Origin of the sequence: Pseudoalteromonas sp. CuT4-3, from assembly GCF_035666335.1 — a bacterium.
GTDB classification, from domain to species: Bacteria; Pseudomonadota; Gammaproteobacteria; order Enterobacterales; family Alteromonadaceae; genus Pseudoalteromonas; species Pseudoalteromonas atlantica.
In genome coordinates this window covers 140,988-153,281 of the sequence record NZ_CP142031.1, presented here as the reverse complement: position 1 = coordinate 153,281, position 12,294 = coordinate 140,988, and the positions used below count along the sequence as shown (strand labels likewise).

14 protein-coding genes and 1 pseudogene are annotated in these 12,294 nt (G+C 40.5%); 13 read left to right on the top strand and 2 right to left on the bottom strand.

What is annotated here, in order from left to right; genetic code table 11:
* Window positions 1–12: 12 nt before the first annotated feature.
* Complete coding sequence (hmgA, locus tag VOI46_RS17630; RefSeq protein WP_282337952.1) at window positions 13–1,311, top strand: homogentisate 1,2-dioxygenase; 1,299 nt, start codon at window positions 13–15, stop codon at window positions 1,309–1,311.
* Between the two features lie 5 nt (window positions 1,312–1,316).
* Complete coding sequence (gene maiA, locus VOI46_RS17625; RefSeq protein ID WP_282337953.1) at window positions 1,317–1,946, top strand: maleylacetoacetate isomerase; 630 nt, start codon at window positions 1,317–1,319, stop codon at window positions 1,944–1,946.
* Here maiA and VOI46_RS17620 read toward each other — a convergent pair.
* Window positions 1,943–2,176 carry a TIGR02647 family protein gene (locus tag VOI46_RS17620; RefSeq protein WP_004588741.1) on the bottom strand — a complete coding sequence of 78 codons (234 nt, stop codon included), beginning with the start codon at window positions 2,174–2,176 and terminating at the stop codon, window positions 1,943–1,945. The genes maiA and VOI46_RS17620 overlap by 4 nt on opposite strands.
* Before the next feature lie 117 nt (window positions 2,177–2,293).
* Here VOI46_RS17620 and VOI46_RS17615 point away from each other — a divergent pair, with 117 nt between their 5' ends.
* Together VOI46_RS17615 and VOI46_RS17610 are read left to right on the top strand one after the other, a co-directional pair.
* Entirely contained in the window at window positions 2,294–2,596 is a 303-nt protein-coding gene (locus tag VOI46_RS17615; RefSeq protein ID WP_324738316.1) for a DUF1496 domain-containing protein, read from the top strand.
* A gap of 54 nt (window positions 2,597–2,650) precedes the next feature.
* Window positions 2,651–2,959 (top strand): VF530 family protein, encoded by a 309-nt coding sequence (locus tag VOI46_RS17610; protein WP_282337955.1) that lies wholly within the window; start codon window positions 2,651–2,653, stop codon window positions 2,957–2,959.
* 38 nt (window positions 2,960–2,997) lie between these two features.
* Here the strand turns inward: VOI46_RS17610 and VOI46_RS17605 are convergent, their stop codons facing one another.
* Window positions 2,998–4,617 carry a diacylglycerol kinase family protein gene (locus VOI46_RS17605; protein ID WP_282337956.1) on the bottom strand — a complete coding sequence of 540 codons (1,620 nt, stop codon included), beginning with the start codon at window positions 4,615–4,617 and terminating at the stop codon, window positions 2,998–3,000.
* A 456-nt stretch (window positions 4,618–5,073) separates the two neighbouring features.
* Between VOI46_RS17605 and VOI46_RS17600 the strand changes: the two genes are divergently transcribed.
* The 9 genes and pseudogenes from VOI46_RS17600 (at window position 5,074) to VOI46_RS17560 (ending at window position 12,280) form a co-directional block, all read left to right on the top strand.
* Window positions 5,074–5,598: a sigma-70 family RNA polymerase sigma factor gene (locus VOI46_RS17600; protein ID WP_282337957.1), complete on the top strand. Its 525-nt coding sequence runs from the start codon at window positions 5,074–5,076 to the stop codon at window positions 5,596–5,598.
* On the top strand, window positions 5,595–6,278 hold the full coding sequence (locus VOI46_RS17595; protein WP_282337958.1) for an anti-sigma factor: 684 nt from the start codon (window positions 5,595–5,597) through the stop codon (window positions 6,276–6,278). The genes VOI46_RS17600 and VOI46_RS17595 overlap by 4 nt, the downstream gene beginning before the upstream one ends.
* Window positions 6,279–6,656: 378 nt before the next feature.
* Entirely contained in the window at window positions 6,657–8,249 is a 1,593-nt protein-coding gene (locus tag VOI46_RS17590; RefSeq protein WP_282337959.1) for a DUF4331 domain-containing protein, read from the top strand.
* A 10-nt stretch (window positions 8,250–8,259) separates the two neighbouring features.
* A complete protein-coding gene (locus tag VOI46_RS17585) occupies window positions 8,260–8,772 on the top strand; it encodes an Ig-like domain-containing protein (protein ID WP_138579117.1) in 513 nt (170 codons plus the stop codon).
* A 56-nt stretch (window positions 8,773–8,828) separates the two neighbouring features.
* A complete protein-coding gene (locus VOI46_RS17580; protein WP_282337960.1) occupies window positions 8,829–9,041 on the top strand; it encodes a hypothetical protein in 213 nt (70 codons plus the stop codon).
* Between the two features lie 96 nt (window positions 9,042–9,137).
* A pseudogene (locus VOI46_RS17575) lies at window positions 9,138–9,188 on the top strand (hypothetical protein); the annotation flags it as partial.
* Between the two features lie 24 nt (window positions 9,189–9,212).
* A complete protein-coding gene (locus VOI46_RS17570) occupies window positions 9,213–9,857 on the top strand; it encodes a hypothetical protein (protein ID WP_282337961.1) in 645 nt (214 codons plus the stop codon).
* On the top strand, window positions 9,854–10,957 hold the full coding sequence (locus VOI46_RS17565; protein WP_282337962.1) for a HupE/UreJ family protein: 1,104 nt from the start codon (window positions 9,854–9,856) through the stop codon (window positions 10,955–10,957). The genes VOI46_RS17570 and VOI46_RS17565 overlap by 4 nt, the downstream gene beginning before the upstream one ends.
* An 88-nt stretch (window positions 10,958–11,045) precedes the next feature.
* Window positions 11,046–12,280 (top strand): IS3 family transposase gene (locus VOI46_RS17560; RefSeq protein ID WP_324738311.1). Its coding sequence is split into 2 segments (ribosomal slippage): window positions 11,046–11,397 and window positions 11,397–12,280, totalling 1,236 coding nucleotides; the frame shifts between segments, so codons are not numbered across the junction.
* Window positions 12,281–12,294 lie beyond the last annotated feature (14 nt).

Genomic DNA, 12,294 nt, shown 5'->3' with positions numbered 1-12,294 from the left:
CAGGATCTAAATATGGCCAGCGAAATAAACTACATGAGCGGTTTTGGCAATGAGTTTGAAACCGAAGCGCTACCCGGTGCATTGCCGGTTGGGCAATTTACCCCACAAAAGGTGAAGTACAATTTATACACCGAGCAATTTAGCAGCACGGCCTTTACGGCACCGCGAGCCGCTAATCGTCGTACGTGGCTGTACCGCCTTCGTCCATCAGTAGTACAAGGTGAATACACCGCTATAGATAACGCACTAATAAGAACAGCGCCTATAACTGAAGCAATTACGCCCCCTACAATGATGCGCTGGAGCCCTATTGATATTCCCACACAGCCCACTGATTTTATTGATGGCTTAATTACCATGGCTGCAAATGGCAGTGCCAATGGACAAACCGGTATTGGTATTCATGTTTATGTTGCTAACAGTTCTATGCAAGAGCGTTATTTTTGTAATGCCGATGGTGAGCTGTTGTTTGTGCCTCAGCATGGCGAACTGTTATTACACACTGAATGCGGAAAGCTCACAGTAAAGCCGGGGGAAATTGCCGTCATTCCTCGCGGGATTAAATTCTCGGTTGATTTAATTGATGAAACCGCACGTGGCTACATTTGTGAAAACTATGGTCACGCATTTGAACTTGCCGAGCGCGGCCCCGTCGGGGCAAATGGCTATGCCAACGACAGAGACTTTAAATACCCTGTCGCTGCATTTGAAGATAAAGAAGGTAGCTTTGAATTAGTCACTAAATTTAACGGTCATTTATTTAGTTGCCCTATTACACACTCGCCTTTTGATGTAGTTGCTTGGACCGGTAACAGCGCACCGTACAAATACGACTTAGCACGTTTTAATGTTATTAATACCGTGAGTTTTGACCACCCAGATCCTTCTATATTTACTGTACTTACCTCCCCTTCAGCCACTGAAGGCATGGCAAATGTAGATTTTGTAATTTTTCCACCGCGTTGGATGGTGGCAGAGAATACATTTAGACCTCCTTACTATCATCGCAATATTATGAGTGAGTTTATGGGCTTAATAGAAGGGGTTTACGATGCAAAAGAGCACGGGTTTGTACCAGGAGGCGCTAGTTTGCATAATTGCATGTCGCCACATGGGCCTGAAGCCGAGGTATTCGAAAAAGCATCTAACGCTGAGCTGGCACCGCAAAAATACGAGAACACGTTGGCCTTTATGTTCGAGTCTCGTTACATAATATCGCCCACTAAATATGCTCTTGAAGGAAAAGAGCGTCAAACTAATTACACTCAGTGCTGGCGAAGTATCACAAAACATTTTACAGGCGAGGAATAATAACAATGAAACTATACAGCTACTTTCGCTCATCTGCCGCATACCGTGTACGCATAGCACTTAATTTAAAAGGTATTGAGCATGATATGCAATTCGTTAATTTACTTAAATCTGAACAGCTAGCGCAGCCTTACTTAGATAAAAATGTGCAAGGTTTACTTCCTGCTCTTGAAACGAACGAAGGCGTATTAGCGCAATCACTGGCTATTTTAGAGTGGTTAGATGAAAGCTATCCGCAAACGCCGTTAATTTATGGCACTGCATGGCAAAAAGCGCAAATTCGTAATATAAGCTATGCAGTGGCATGTGATATTCACCCAGTAAATAATTTACGAGTGCTCAAGTATTTAAGCAACGAATTGGGTGTAGACGAGCAAGCTAAAGCCGCATGGTATAGGCATTGGGTAGAGCTTGGATTTAAAAAAATTGAATTGATGCTAAGTGAAAACAATGAGTTTTGCGTAGGCAATACACCCACTCTCGCTGATATATGTTTAGTGCCACAGGTATTTAATGCGTTGCGTTTTAATGTAGATATGGCTGCGTATCCAAAAATTGCAGCCATTTATGCACGTTGCAATGTATTGCCCGCTTTTAGTGACGCCGCGCCGCAAAATCAGCGCGATGCAGTTTAACTTTTTAATGCGCAGTGAATAACACTCACGTGCTCTATTAAATCTAGGCCCAGTTCGGTTAAATAGCCGCCATCCGGGCTGTCTATCACGCCTTTATCAAACAACCTTTGTGCCGCGCTTAATAAATTTGGTTCAGCATCCGAATGTAACTTAATCCCTTGCATTTTGCTCTCACGTGGAAATTTAGCTAATAACGTAAATTCATCTATCATTGTTTGATTAAATTGCATGTGTTCACCTTTTTATAATTGTGTGTTTAAGTCAGTGTTGTTTAACGCTATTACTTACCCTAGCATGTTTTTTAATCGTGTGTACTATTTTTAAACTATCAAAATTCGAGGTCGCTCATGCGCCATATTATGGTTTTATTTATTTTTTTAATTGCGTTCACTTTAGTCCCTAGCAGTTATGCAAAAACAGTCAAAACGCATTCTATTATTGACGCTAATGAGATTATTAATAATGGTGATATTTGTTGGTACGACAACAAACGTTATAGTGAAGGCGCGCTGGTGCAAGTACATTCTTTTACCTTAGTGTGCGCTGCTAATAACCCGCAACATAATAACAGTGAGCTAATTTGGCTAAAATTAGATAAAAAAGGCAATATTGTTTATCCCACAAAGCCTAAAACCATTACGGTCAATTAGCGCTAAAAGCGGATTTACGCTACAATGCGCACAGTTTAAATAAGTAGTATGGCTATGGATAATCAACCAAAAAATCCTCTTCATGGGGTAACGTTAGAACAAATTTTAGTAGAGCTTGAGCAGCGCTTAGGGTTTAAAGCCATGGGCGAGCAAGTAAACATTAAATGTTTTACCGACTCACCGAGTATTAAATCAAGCTTAAAATTTTTACGTAAAACCCCTTGGGCTCGCGATAAAGTTGAAGCTCTCTACTTACATACGCTAAGTAACAAGCCGCTGCGTAAACCCAAAAGCGCTCAGCGCCCTAAGCCTGCCAGCCAAAGCGATAGCGGTGGTTTTGTTTGGCCAAGCATTAAAAAGTAATACACAAAAATGCACGTTAAACACGTGCATTTTGTATTTTATAACTCCTTACTAATTACATTTAACGAGGCAGGGTCAACTGTAATAGTAAGCGTATCCGCTATTTTTATTTCACCATCCAGTACATATTTAATTTCTTCGTCTGCGGTTATCGTTACTTTTTTAGCGTTAGTATGATGCGAGCTAATTGCTAAATGCGTTTGTGTAATACTACTAAACATAAGTTCAGCAATGCTTAACACGCGGGTGGTGTTTTCATCACTAGGTAGCAGCCAATTAATGTCTAATAGGCCATCTTCGTGATCGGGCTGACCACCTCCTTGGGCTAATAACGTAGTAAATGGCGCAGCATTAGCCACAATAAAGCTATTTGTATTTACTTCCTGCGTTTGATTATCATCAAGGGTAACATAAAGGGTTTGCGCTTTTTGCTCACTAAATGCCTGAAAAAAACCACTTAAATAGGCAAGCTGACCCGATTCGTTTTTTGAGTCTCTATCTGCTTTTTCTACCATTGATTGCTCATAACCAATCCCTGCTAACAACAGCATTAACTCGTCATTACAATAGGCCGTATCAATTGTTTGGGTTTGCCCATCAATAATAAGATCGCAGGCCTGCTCAACAGGAATGATTTTAGAGCTAATCCCCATAAGCACATGCGCTAAGGCATTGGCTGTGCCCATTGGGATAATACCCAGCTTGCACTGAGTGTTTACCAACACACTTGCTACTTCTGTCACGGTCCCATCGCCGCCACAGGCAATTATTATATCTGGCTTATTTTTAATGGCTTGTTTCGCAAGCTCAATACCGTCTATTTCTTTGGTGGTGGTTAATACTTCTAAATCATAATATGCCGACAACCTAGCCACTATTAAATGCTCTTTGTCTTGCCACATTTTGGTACCCGACACAGGGTTTGCAATAATAACGGCTTTGTTTTTAATAACTAGCTCGCCCTTTTTATGTCGCTTTGCTAAATGACGAAGCTGATGCTTATTAAGATTTGCGGTTTCGCGGGTTTCTTTTATTTGCGCGAGCACTTGGTGAACATCGGCGTTTTTATCTTGGCTCAGTAAATACGCTGCCATAACAAATACCGAACGCCCTCTGCCCAGTGCACAGTGAACTACCACGCGGCGGTCTTCTTTAATATGATGATGTATCCAGTTAATGGCTTGGTTTAATTGCGAATGGGTAGGCACACTATGATCAAGCACCGGAATATTTAAATAGCTAATATTTTCTTGTGTAGAGCTCCATTCTAAGCCATCAAACTCACACGTTACATCTAATATTGCCGTAATGCCGTTTTCTTTTAACGTATCAATATCAGAGGGGAACAATCGGCATGCTAAAAATAAATGGTCGTTAATTTTTTGAATGGGAGGGACTTTATCGTGCTTGCGAGAATACGCATTGTAAATTTGAGCACCCAGTAAAAAAGGCACAAATGCCCAGCGAATATAAAATGGAATAACACCATTTTCACGCTTTCTAAAAATTTTCGCCAAATTAAAAATGTAAGCACCACTGACAAGAATTAACGACAATGCACTCCAGTAAAATACCACTGCAAAATATACCGAGTTAACCTCCCACCCTATAAATATAAAAATTAACGCTAAAATTAAATAACTCGTTGCAGCCCACATATTTTCTCCTTTATTTTTACTGTTTTGGCACATTTTTTACAGTTGTGTATAAGTGTAGTAGCAATTTACACGCCAACAAAAGTTGTTTTTTAGGAACACAAACAACACTAAGTAACTGATATAAAATAAATAAAAGTAGCTAGCTTTAGCTGTATTCGCATATTAGGCGCTTTTTACACAGTAATCGGTCATTTTTTCTCACTACTCAAAGGTAACTGTTTATATTTAAAACTTGTTTCAATGTGTACAGCAGCTAATATAAATGTCAGCTTAAAAGTTTTTGCATCCAATCACTCTTTTCACACGTTTATTGAGAGTGTGTTTATCTTTATTAGTTAAATTTATAACAGCCTGTTTAATCTCTATTTCAAAGCGATTAGGTTGTGCTTAAATAAAACAATTTTTAATTCACAAAGCCCAACACACCTCGGTAATAATAAAAACAACAGGAACCTTATGGAAAACGACAATTTACTTCCCCTTTTGTGTAAAACAGCACAGGGTAACAAAGCCGCGTTTGCTGATTTGTATCAGCAAACAAGCGCAAAGCTTTTTGCGATTAGTTTAAATATGCTGTCAAACCGCGCGCACGCAGAAGAAGTAATGCAAGAGGCATTTATAAAAATTAGGCATAACGCGTCAGAGTACAATTCATCTAAAGGCACAGTTATTAGCTGGATGATAAGCATTGTGAGATACCGCAGCTTAGATGCATTGCGTTATCACAAGGTCAGAAAAGAGCAGGCAATGGGTGACGATGAATACGACGAACAAGCAGTCGATGTTAGTTACGACGAACAAACCAAACTTGTTAATTGTATTGAGCAACTTGATCCCCAACAAAAACAAGCCATTCATTTAGCCTATTACAAAGGGCTAAGCCATGGTGAGTTAGTCAATCACATAGAAACGCCCTTAGGCACAGTTAAAAGCTGGATCAGGCGTGGTTTGCAGCAGTTGCAGAGGTGTTTAACATTATGAATTATAATAAACCAGAATTACTTGATGCTTTAGCAGGGCAGTATGTATTAGGTACTTTAAAAGGCCTGGCACGAAAACGTTTTCAACGCTTAATGCTCAGCTTACCGCAAGCCCGAGAAGCCACTATAATGTGGGAGCAAAATTTAAATGATTTAGCCAGTGCAATTACGCCTCAAACACCCCGCGCGCAAGTGTGGCAGAATATTTTTAATACATTAGAACACACCAATCAACCCGTTAAAACGGTGATCAAACCAGCTACATCGCTGTGGCGCAATTGGTCATTTATAGCCACAGCTGCCTGTATTATCTTAGCATTTTTGGTTATTCAGCCCACAACTCAGCCCCAATACAGCCAACAAATTGCTTTAGTACAAAATCAAGATAAGCAATCACTGTGGTTTATTAACGTAGATGAGCAAACATTATCGGTTAAAGCCAGTGATAAACTCGTTGCGCAAACCGATAAAGACTACGAGCTGTGGATGATTTTAAAAGGGCAAGACACGCCAATTTCGTTGGGTCTACTGCCTAAAAACGGTGAAAAACAGTTACTCAAAGGCACGCGCTTTAAGGCACAAAACATTGCCCTACTCGCTGTTAGCTTAGAGCCTTTAGGTGGCTCGCCAAACGGCCTACCAACACAAGTACTGTACACGACAGATTTAGTTATTTTATAACTAAATAAACGCGACTGGTTGGTCAAACTTTGTTTGGCCAACCTTTATATTTATCTTGGGGTCTAGCGCCCTTTACCTATTAATATTTGATTAAACTAAAGTAGGCTTAATCGCACTGCGATGCTTATCATATTGTGTGCTCAATACCTGCTGCGTTATTTTAATTGCATACACCTACTGTAATAAGTATAAAACCAAGCCGCTTCAGCCTCTTTATCACTTCCTTATCTAAATATAAAACAGCCTGCTGAAAATTTAATCTTGAACGTTAAACACCCCTTTATTAACAAAATAAAAAAATATTTAACTTTTTTGCATCCATTGTGCTTTTTGCTTCGTTATTAGTTATGACTCCAATCAAAACTAAAGGAAAAAGTCATGAAAGCTTTAACTCCATCTATACTCGCAGTAGTAGTATGCAGTACCTTAGTAAGCACCTCTAGCGAGGCATCAAGTCATCGTGAAGCGCCGAACATTAGCCGCTTTCCAACCTTAGACTCTACCGACTTTTACGTATTTAATAGTTATGAAGCAGGCAGAGACGACTACGTTACGTTTATTGCCAACTACATTCCTCTACAAGATGCCTACGGCGGCCCTAACTACTTTGCTATGGACCCAGATGCAACCTACAGTATTCATATTGATAACGACGGTGATGCAGTTGAGGATATTACCTTTGCCTTTAATTTTACCAGTATGCTGCCAAACGATAATCAAGGCGTGCAATTAACCGTTGGCCCAGAAGATAATCAACGTACTGTATCTGTACCTCTTAAAAACGTTGGTGGTGTAGCAGCAGGTGATGATAGCGCCGCTAATTTTAGCGAGTCATACACACTCAGCATGATAAGCGGTCCACAACGCACGGGTACCAGTACAGCATTAAGTAATACCACCACCAGTTCAACCACGTTTAATAAACCGCTTGATTATATTGGTGACAAAACATTTGGTTCAATAGCTGATTACCAAACCTATGCAGATCAGTTTGTTTATCAAGTTTCGGTACCAGGCTGTGACAGTATGGCCAAAGTATTTGTTGGTCAGCGCAAAGACCCATTTGTCGTTAACTTAGGTAAAACATTCGATTTAGTAAATTACGTTCCCGTTGAAGGTGATAGTGCGCCAGGTGCTGGGGATGGCGGTGGTTTCCCTGGAGGGATTACACAAAGCAGTGAGAATGACGACCTCGTAGATAAAAACGTTACCTCAATTGCAGTTGAAATGCCTAAAAGCTGTATTGTAGGTGAAGGCAACGGCGTAATTGGTTCATGGACAACAGCGAGCCTACCTCAAGCACGCATTTTAAACCCTAACGCTAAATTTGCAGATAACGCGGTAAATGGCGGTGCATTAACGCAGGTTTCACGCTTAGGTAATCCATTAGTGAATGAGCTAGTTATTGGTATTAAAGACAAAGATACCTTCTCAACGGCTCACCCTAAAGACGATGCACAGTTTTTAGATTACGTTTCGCACCCGTCTTTACCAGAGCTGTTAAATATTTTATTTAAAGATGCAGTAAATACCACACTTGGCGCTAATTTAGAAACTCTTGCTCCAACTAACTTTCCACGTACTGATTTAATCACCGCATTTTTAACTGGTTTTGCTGGGGTAAACCAACAAGCCACCGTAACGCCATCAGAAATGCTACGTTTAAATACTGCAATTGCAGCCACAGCACAAACTGATCAGTCTGCATTTGGTGTAGCCGGTGATGATTTAGCAGGTTTTCCAAACGGGCGCCGTCCAGGTGACGATGTCGTTGATATTGCACTTCGCGTGGTAATGGGGCGTTTATGTCATCCTATTCCTGTAAATGGTGAAGACACCGACTTAGGTCTATGTACACCAGAGGATGCTGATGTAGGTACAGTGCCATTCACTGATGGTGCTCCAGTTGATGCAAGCATGATGGATGCCACTTTCCCATACTTAGCCACCCCACTTGCAGGCTCTAAATAAGGAGTAACGTATGCGTAATTTAAACCTTACCCATAGCAGTATATTGTTATGCGCTTTGGCACTAGGCGCGTGTAGCAGTGATGATGATAACAAACAACCCACACCGGTTGTAAATTCTGCGCCCAATGCTAGTGATGCAATGTTAACCACACAAACAGAAGTTGAAATTAACGACATGTTAGTGGCCACCGATGCTGATGGCGATACATTAACATACACATTAACTTCGCAGCCGACATTAGGTAACGCTGTAGTAAATAGCGATGGCAGCTTTACCTATACCCCAAACAAAGAAGCAACCGGTAGCGACAGCTTTATGTTTGGTGTATCAGACGGTGTTAACCAGCAAGTGACTGCAGCGGTAAATATAACCATTGAAGCACTGCAAGTGGACTTTGCACAATTTGCAAGCGATGCGTTTAATCAAAGCCCCACTGCGCAACCGCTATCTACCAACGGACGTGTCTTTATCAATACAGACACAGACGTAAGCGGTATTTCATCGGGCGCTTCTGGTAACTAACTCAGTAAGTAAATTAAGCTGATGGCCATGGATGGCTTTTTTAAGAGGATAAAACAATGCGCAGTCATTATAAAAAAATGCTCTTTGTTTTTTGCGCTGCACTGTGTGTAAATAACGTGCTTGCAAAACCAATTACCCCAAAAGATAACGCAATTATTGCCTCAAGCAATGCAACATTAAGTGCTAATTTAACCCTTGAGCAACTCACTGCGCTGGTGCTAAATAGCCAATACATAGGCCAAACAGTGCGCTATCAAGGTGTATTATAAAAACGCTTAAAAAACCTATATACCGCTTCTGCAACTGCACAAAGCGGTTATTTATATGCACGGGTACTTCAAAAGGAGCATGCGTTTTCGCGTGCCATAGACGTTGCTAATAACGTATTAAAAACCCAGCCAGATCATGTAAACACCCATTTATTACTCGCTAATATGTTGATGACACAAGGCAAATTTGAACAAGCTAAGCGCCATTGCGTGGCATTAATTGGTAACACCAGCCTATTAACGGCCAGCACGTGTGTGCTAGATGTACAAAGCCAACAGGGCAAACTTAGTGAAAGTTATCACGCGTTAGTTAAGCTTACGCAAAACAAAAACAGCAGCTTAGCGACAAAACATGTGCTCAGCGAAATGGCGTTTAGACTCAATAAATTCACCCGTGCGCAGCAGCATATAAATAATATTGATTTAAACACAGCCCCGGTGAGCCTTATTGTGCTGTGGGCCGATATTCAACTGCAGCAAAACAACCCTGAAAGAGTGCTTAATACACTCGGTAAACTTGCCAATAGCCACTCATCGCTTGAAGACGCTATTTTGCTCAAGTTAGCCATAGCTGAAAAACGCAGTAATAAGCACACTAATACGGTGTGGCAACCGCTCATGCAACAGCGCGTAAAATTACGTGAACAACGCCAAGATACCTTCCATGCCAACGACTTAGCTAACTACTATATTCATGTACAAGCAAACCAAGCCAAGGCACAATACTGGGCAAATATAAATTGGCAGCAAGCAAAAATGAGTACAGATAAACACTTACTAAGCCAAGCAAATACGATGGTTAGGGATTCTTTATGAGTAAAATAAACGCGTTATTTGTTTTATTTATAATTGCACTATTTGCCAGCTTTAGCGTGCAAGCACATCAGTTGAGCACAAGCTACATTTCGCTGGATAATACCGATAACGAAAAGCAATACACAGGCACCTGGCAAATAAATATTAGCGATTTAGAACAACAAGTTGCGCTTGATGTTAACCAAGACACACAAATAAGCTGGGGCGAATTAAAATCACAAAAATCAGCTATCAATCGCTATGCCAAAAATACTCTATCGGTTTTACAAAATGAGCAAACTTGCCCATTAACAATCACCGATAACTACCAATTAGATAATCATTTTAATGAAGCATATTTAGTGTTACCGCTAGTTTTTAGCTGTAACACTGATGCAGATGTAACGTTAACGTACCGCGCTTTTTTTAACCAAGACGCAAACCACAAAGTTATTGTAAATGTAAATCAGGTTTCGCGGGTTTTCACTATAGATGAGCAACAGCACACTTTTACCACTGAGCAATCGAGTTATTTAACGACTTTTAACCAATATGTTTATCAAGGCGTGTTGCATATTTGGATTGGCATTGACCATATTTTATTTTTAATTGCACTACTTTTAACCTGCGTTTTAACACGCAATGATAGTCACTGGCAGGCAATAGCAAGTAAAAAGCATATTATTAAGCACACTGCGTGGATTGTGACTGCGTTTACCCTTGCGCATTCACTTACCCTTACTGCAACGGCTCTTAATCTTGTTTCGCCAAGTAGCCGCTGGGTAGAGCTAGGTATTGCAATCTCGGTATTATTTGCGGCTTTAAACAATGTATGGCCGGTTATATTACGCCTTGGCTGGCTTACTTTTGCGTTTGGTTTGTTACATGGAATGGGCTTTGCCAGTGTACTGGGTGAGCTTGGGCTCTCGAGCGATTATCAATTGCTCAGCATTTTAGCGTTTAACTTAGGTGTAGAGCTTGGGCAGCTGAGTATATTGTGTATTGCACTGCCGGTGTTACTAACCATGCGCAATAAACCTATTCACATAAAATGGGTGATGCCAATTGGCTCCCTTGCTATCGCTGCAATGGCACTATTGTGGTGCGTAGAGCGCATTTAGCATTAAAAAAGCGAGTCTTTTGACTCGCTTTTTAGTTTTCTATTACTGTCTTGTCCTGAAATGTGTTTACACATTTAGGACTTATTTTATGAAAACCACTAAAACTAAAGACGTTAAGCGTACTCAGCGAGATTATACATTAGGCTTTAAATTATCTATTGTTGAGCAAGTAGAAAAAGGCGACTTCACCTATAAACAAGCGCAAAGTCATTACGGCATTCAAGGCCGCAGTACCGTTCTGGTATGGCTGCGAAAACATGGTAAATTAGATTGGTCTAAACCAACTTATATAGCCAACATGCCTAAATCGAAAGAAACCCCAGCACAAAAAATTAAACGTTTAGAGCGCGAGATAGAAGAGTTACGCCTAAAGGATTTAATCAAAGATGAAATGATTAATATTATGGATGAAGAATATGGAGCGGGCTTGCGAAAAAAGTACATATCCGAGCTATCACGCGCGCAAAAGAAAACCATCAAATAAAGCTTACTCCGTTATGCCGTGCATATGGCGTAACGCGACAAGGTTACTATCAAGCTATGCGCAGAATAGATGCTCGGAATAAAGAATTGGAGCCAGTCAAAGAATTAGTGATGTACTGGCGGCAATTCATGCCTCGTATTGGTGGGAAGAAACTTTATCTGATGATAAAGCCAGACCTGCAAGAGCGTGGCATTAAACTAGGTCGTGATTGTTTTTTTGATTATTTGAGAGAGCATGACTTTCTTGTAAAACCAAAGAAAAATTACACTAAAACAACAAACAGTAACCATTGGATGCGCAAGCATCCCAATTTACTAAAGGAATACATGCCTACTGCGGCCGAGGAAGTCTTCGTTAGTGACATTACATACGTAAAATCAGCGCAAGGCGTGCATTACCTATCGTTAGTCACTGATGCTTACAGTCGAAAAATAATGGGTTATGAGCTGAGTGATGAAATGAAAGCAACCGATGTAGCCAAAGCATTAGAAATGACAATTAAGCAACGCGTATATAAACGTGAGGCCATTCATCATTCAGATAGAGGTTTACAATATTGCTCTGAAGTATATCAAAATGCGCTATTAAAAGAGGGCATTAGACCATCGATGACCGATGGGTATGACTGTTATCAAAACGCATTAGCAGAGCGTATTAACGGGATATTAGAGCAAGAGCTTTTACTGTATAAATGTCGCAATATGGCAGAGTTAAAACAGCTCGTTGAAGAATCGATATTTATATACAATGAAATGCGACCGCACTTAAGTTTGGATATGAAAACACCAAATCAAGTGCATAAAAAAGACCTGGCGCTTTCGCACCAAGTCTTTCATTAAAACCGTCAACCTAT

Bases quoted from the DNA above. Each gene is read 5' to 3' on its own strand.
- hmgA (WP_282337952.1), top strand. From the start codon at position 13: ATGGCCAGCGAAATAAACTACATGAGCGGTTTTGGCAATGAGTTTGAA.
- maiA (WP_282337953.1), top strand. From the start codon at position 1,317: ATGAAACTATACAGCTACTTTCGCTCATCTGCCGCATACCGTGTACGC.
- VOI46_RS17620 (WP_004588741.1), bottom strand. From the start codon at position 2,176: ATGCAATTTAATCAAACAATGATAGATGAATTTACGTTATTAGCTAAA.
- VOI46_RS17615 (WP_324738316.1), top strand. From the start codon at position 2,294: ATGCGCCATATTATGGTTTTATTTATTTTTTTAATTGCGTTCACTTTA.
- VOI46_RS17610 (WP_282337955.1), top strand. From the start codon at position 2,651: ATGGATAATCAACCAAAAAATCCTCTTCATGGGGTAACGTTAGAACAA.
- VOI46_RS17605 (WP_282337956.1), bottom strand. From the start codon at position 4,617: ATGTGGGCTGCAACGAGTTATTTAATTTTAGCGTTAATTTTTATATTT.
- VOI46_RS17600 (WP_282337957.1), top strand. From the start codon at position 5,074: ATGGAAAACGACAATTTACTTCCCCTTTTGTGTAAAACAGCACAGGGT.
- VOI46_RS17595 (WP_282337958.1), top strand. From the start codon at position 5,595: ATGAATTATAATAAACCAGAATTACTTGATGCTTTAGCAGGGCAGTAT.
- VOI46_RS17590 (WP_282337959.1), top strand. From the start codon at position 6,657: ATGAAAGCTTTAACTCCATCTATACTCGCAGTAGTAGTATGCAGTACC.
- VOI46_RS17585 (WP_138579117.1), top strand. From the start codon at position 8,260: ATGCGTAATTTAAACCTTACCCATAGCAGTATATTGTTATGCGCTTTG.
- VOI46_RS17580 (WP_282337960.1), top strand. From the start codon at position 8,829: ATGCGCAGTCATTATAAAAAAATGCTCTTTGTTTTTTGCGCTGCACTG.
- VOI46_RS17570 (WP_282337961.1), top strand. From the start codon at position 9,213: ATGACACAAGGCAAATTTGAACAAGCTAAGCGCCATTGCGTGGCATTA.
- VOI46_RS17565 (WP_282337962.1), top strand. From the start codon at position 9,854: ATGAGTAAAATAAACGCGTTATTTGTTTTATTTATAATTGCACTATTT.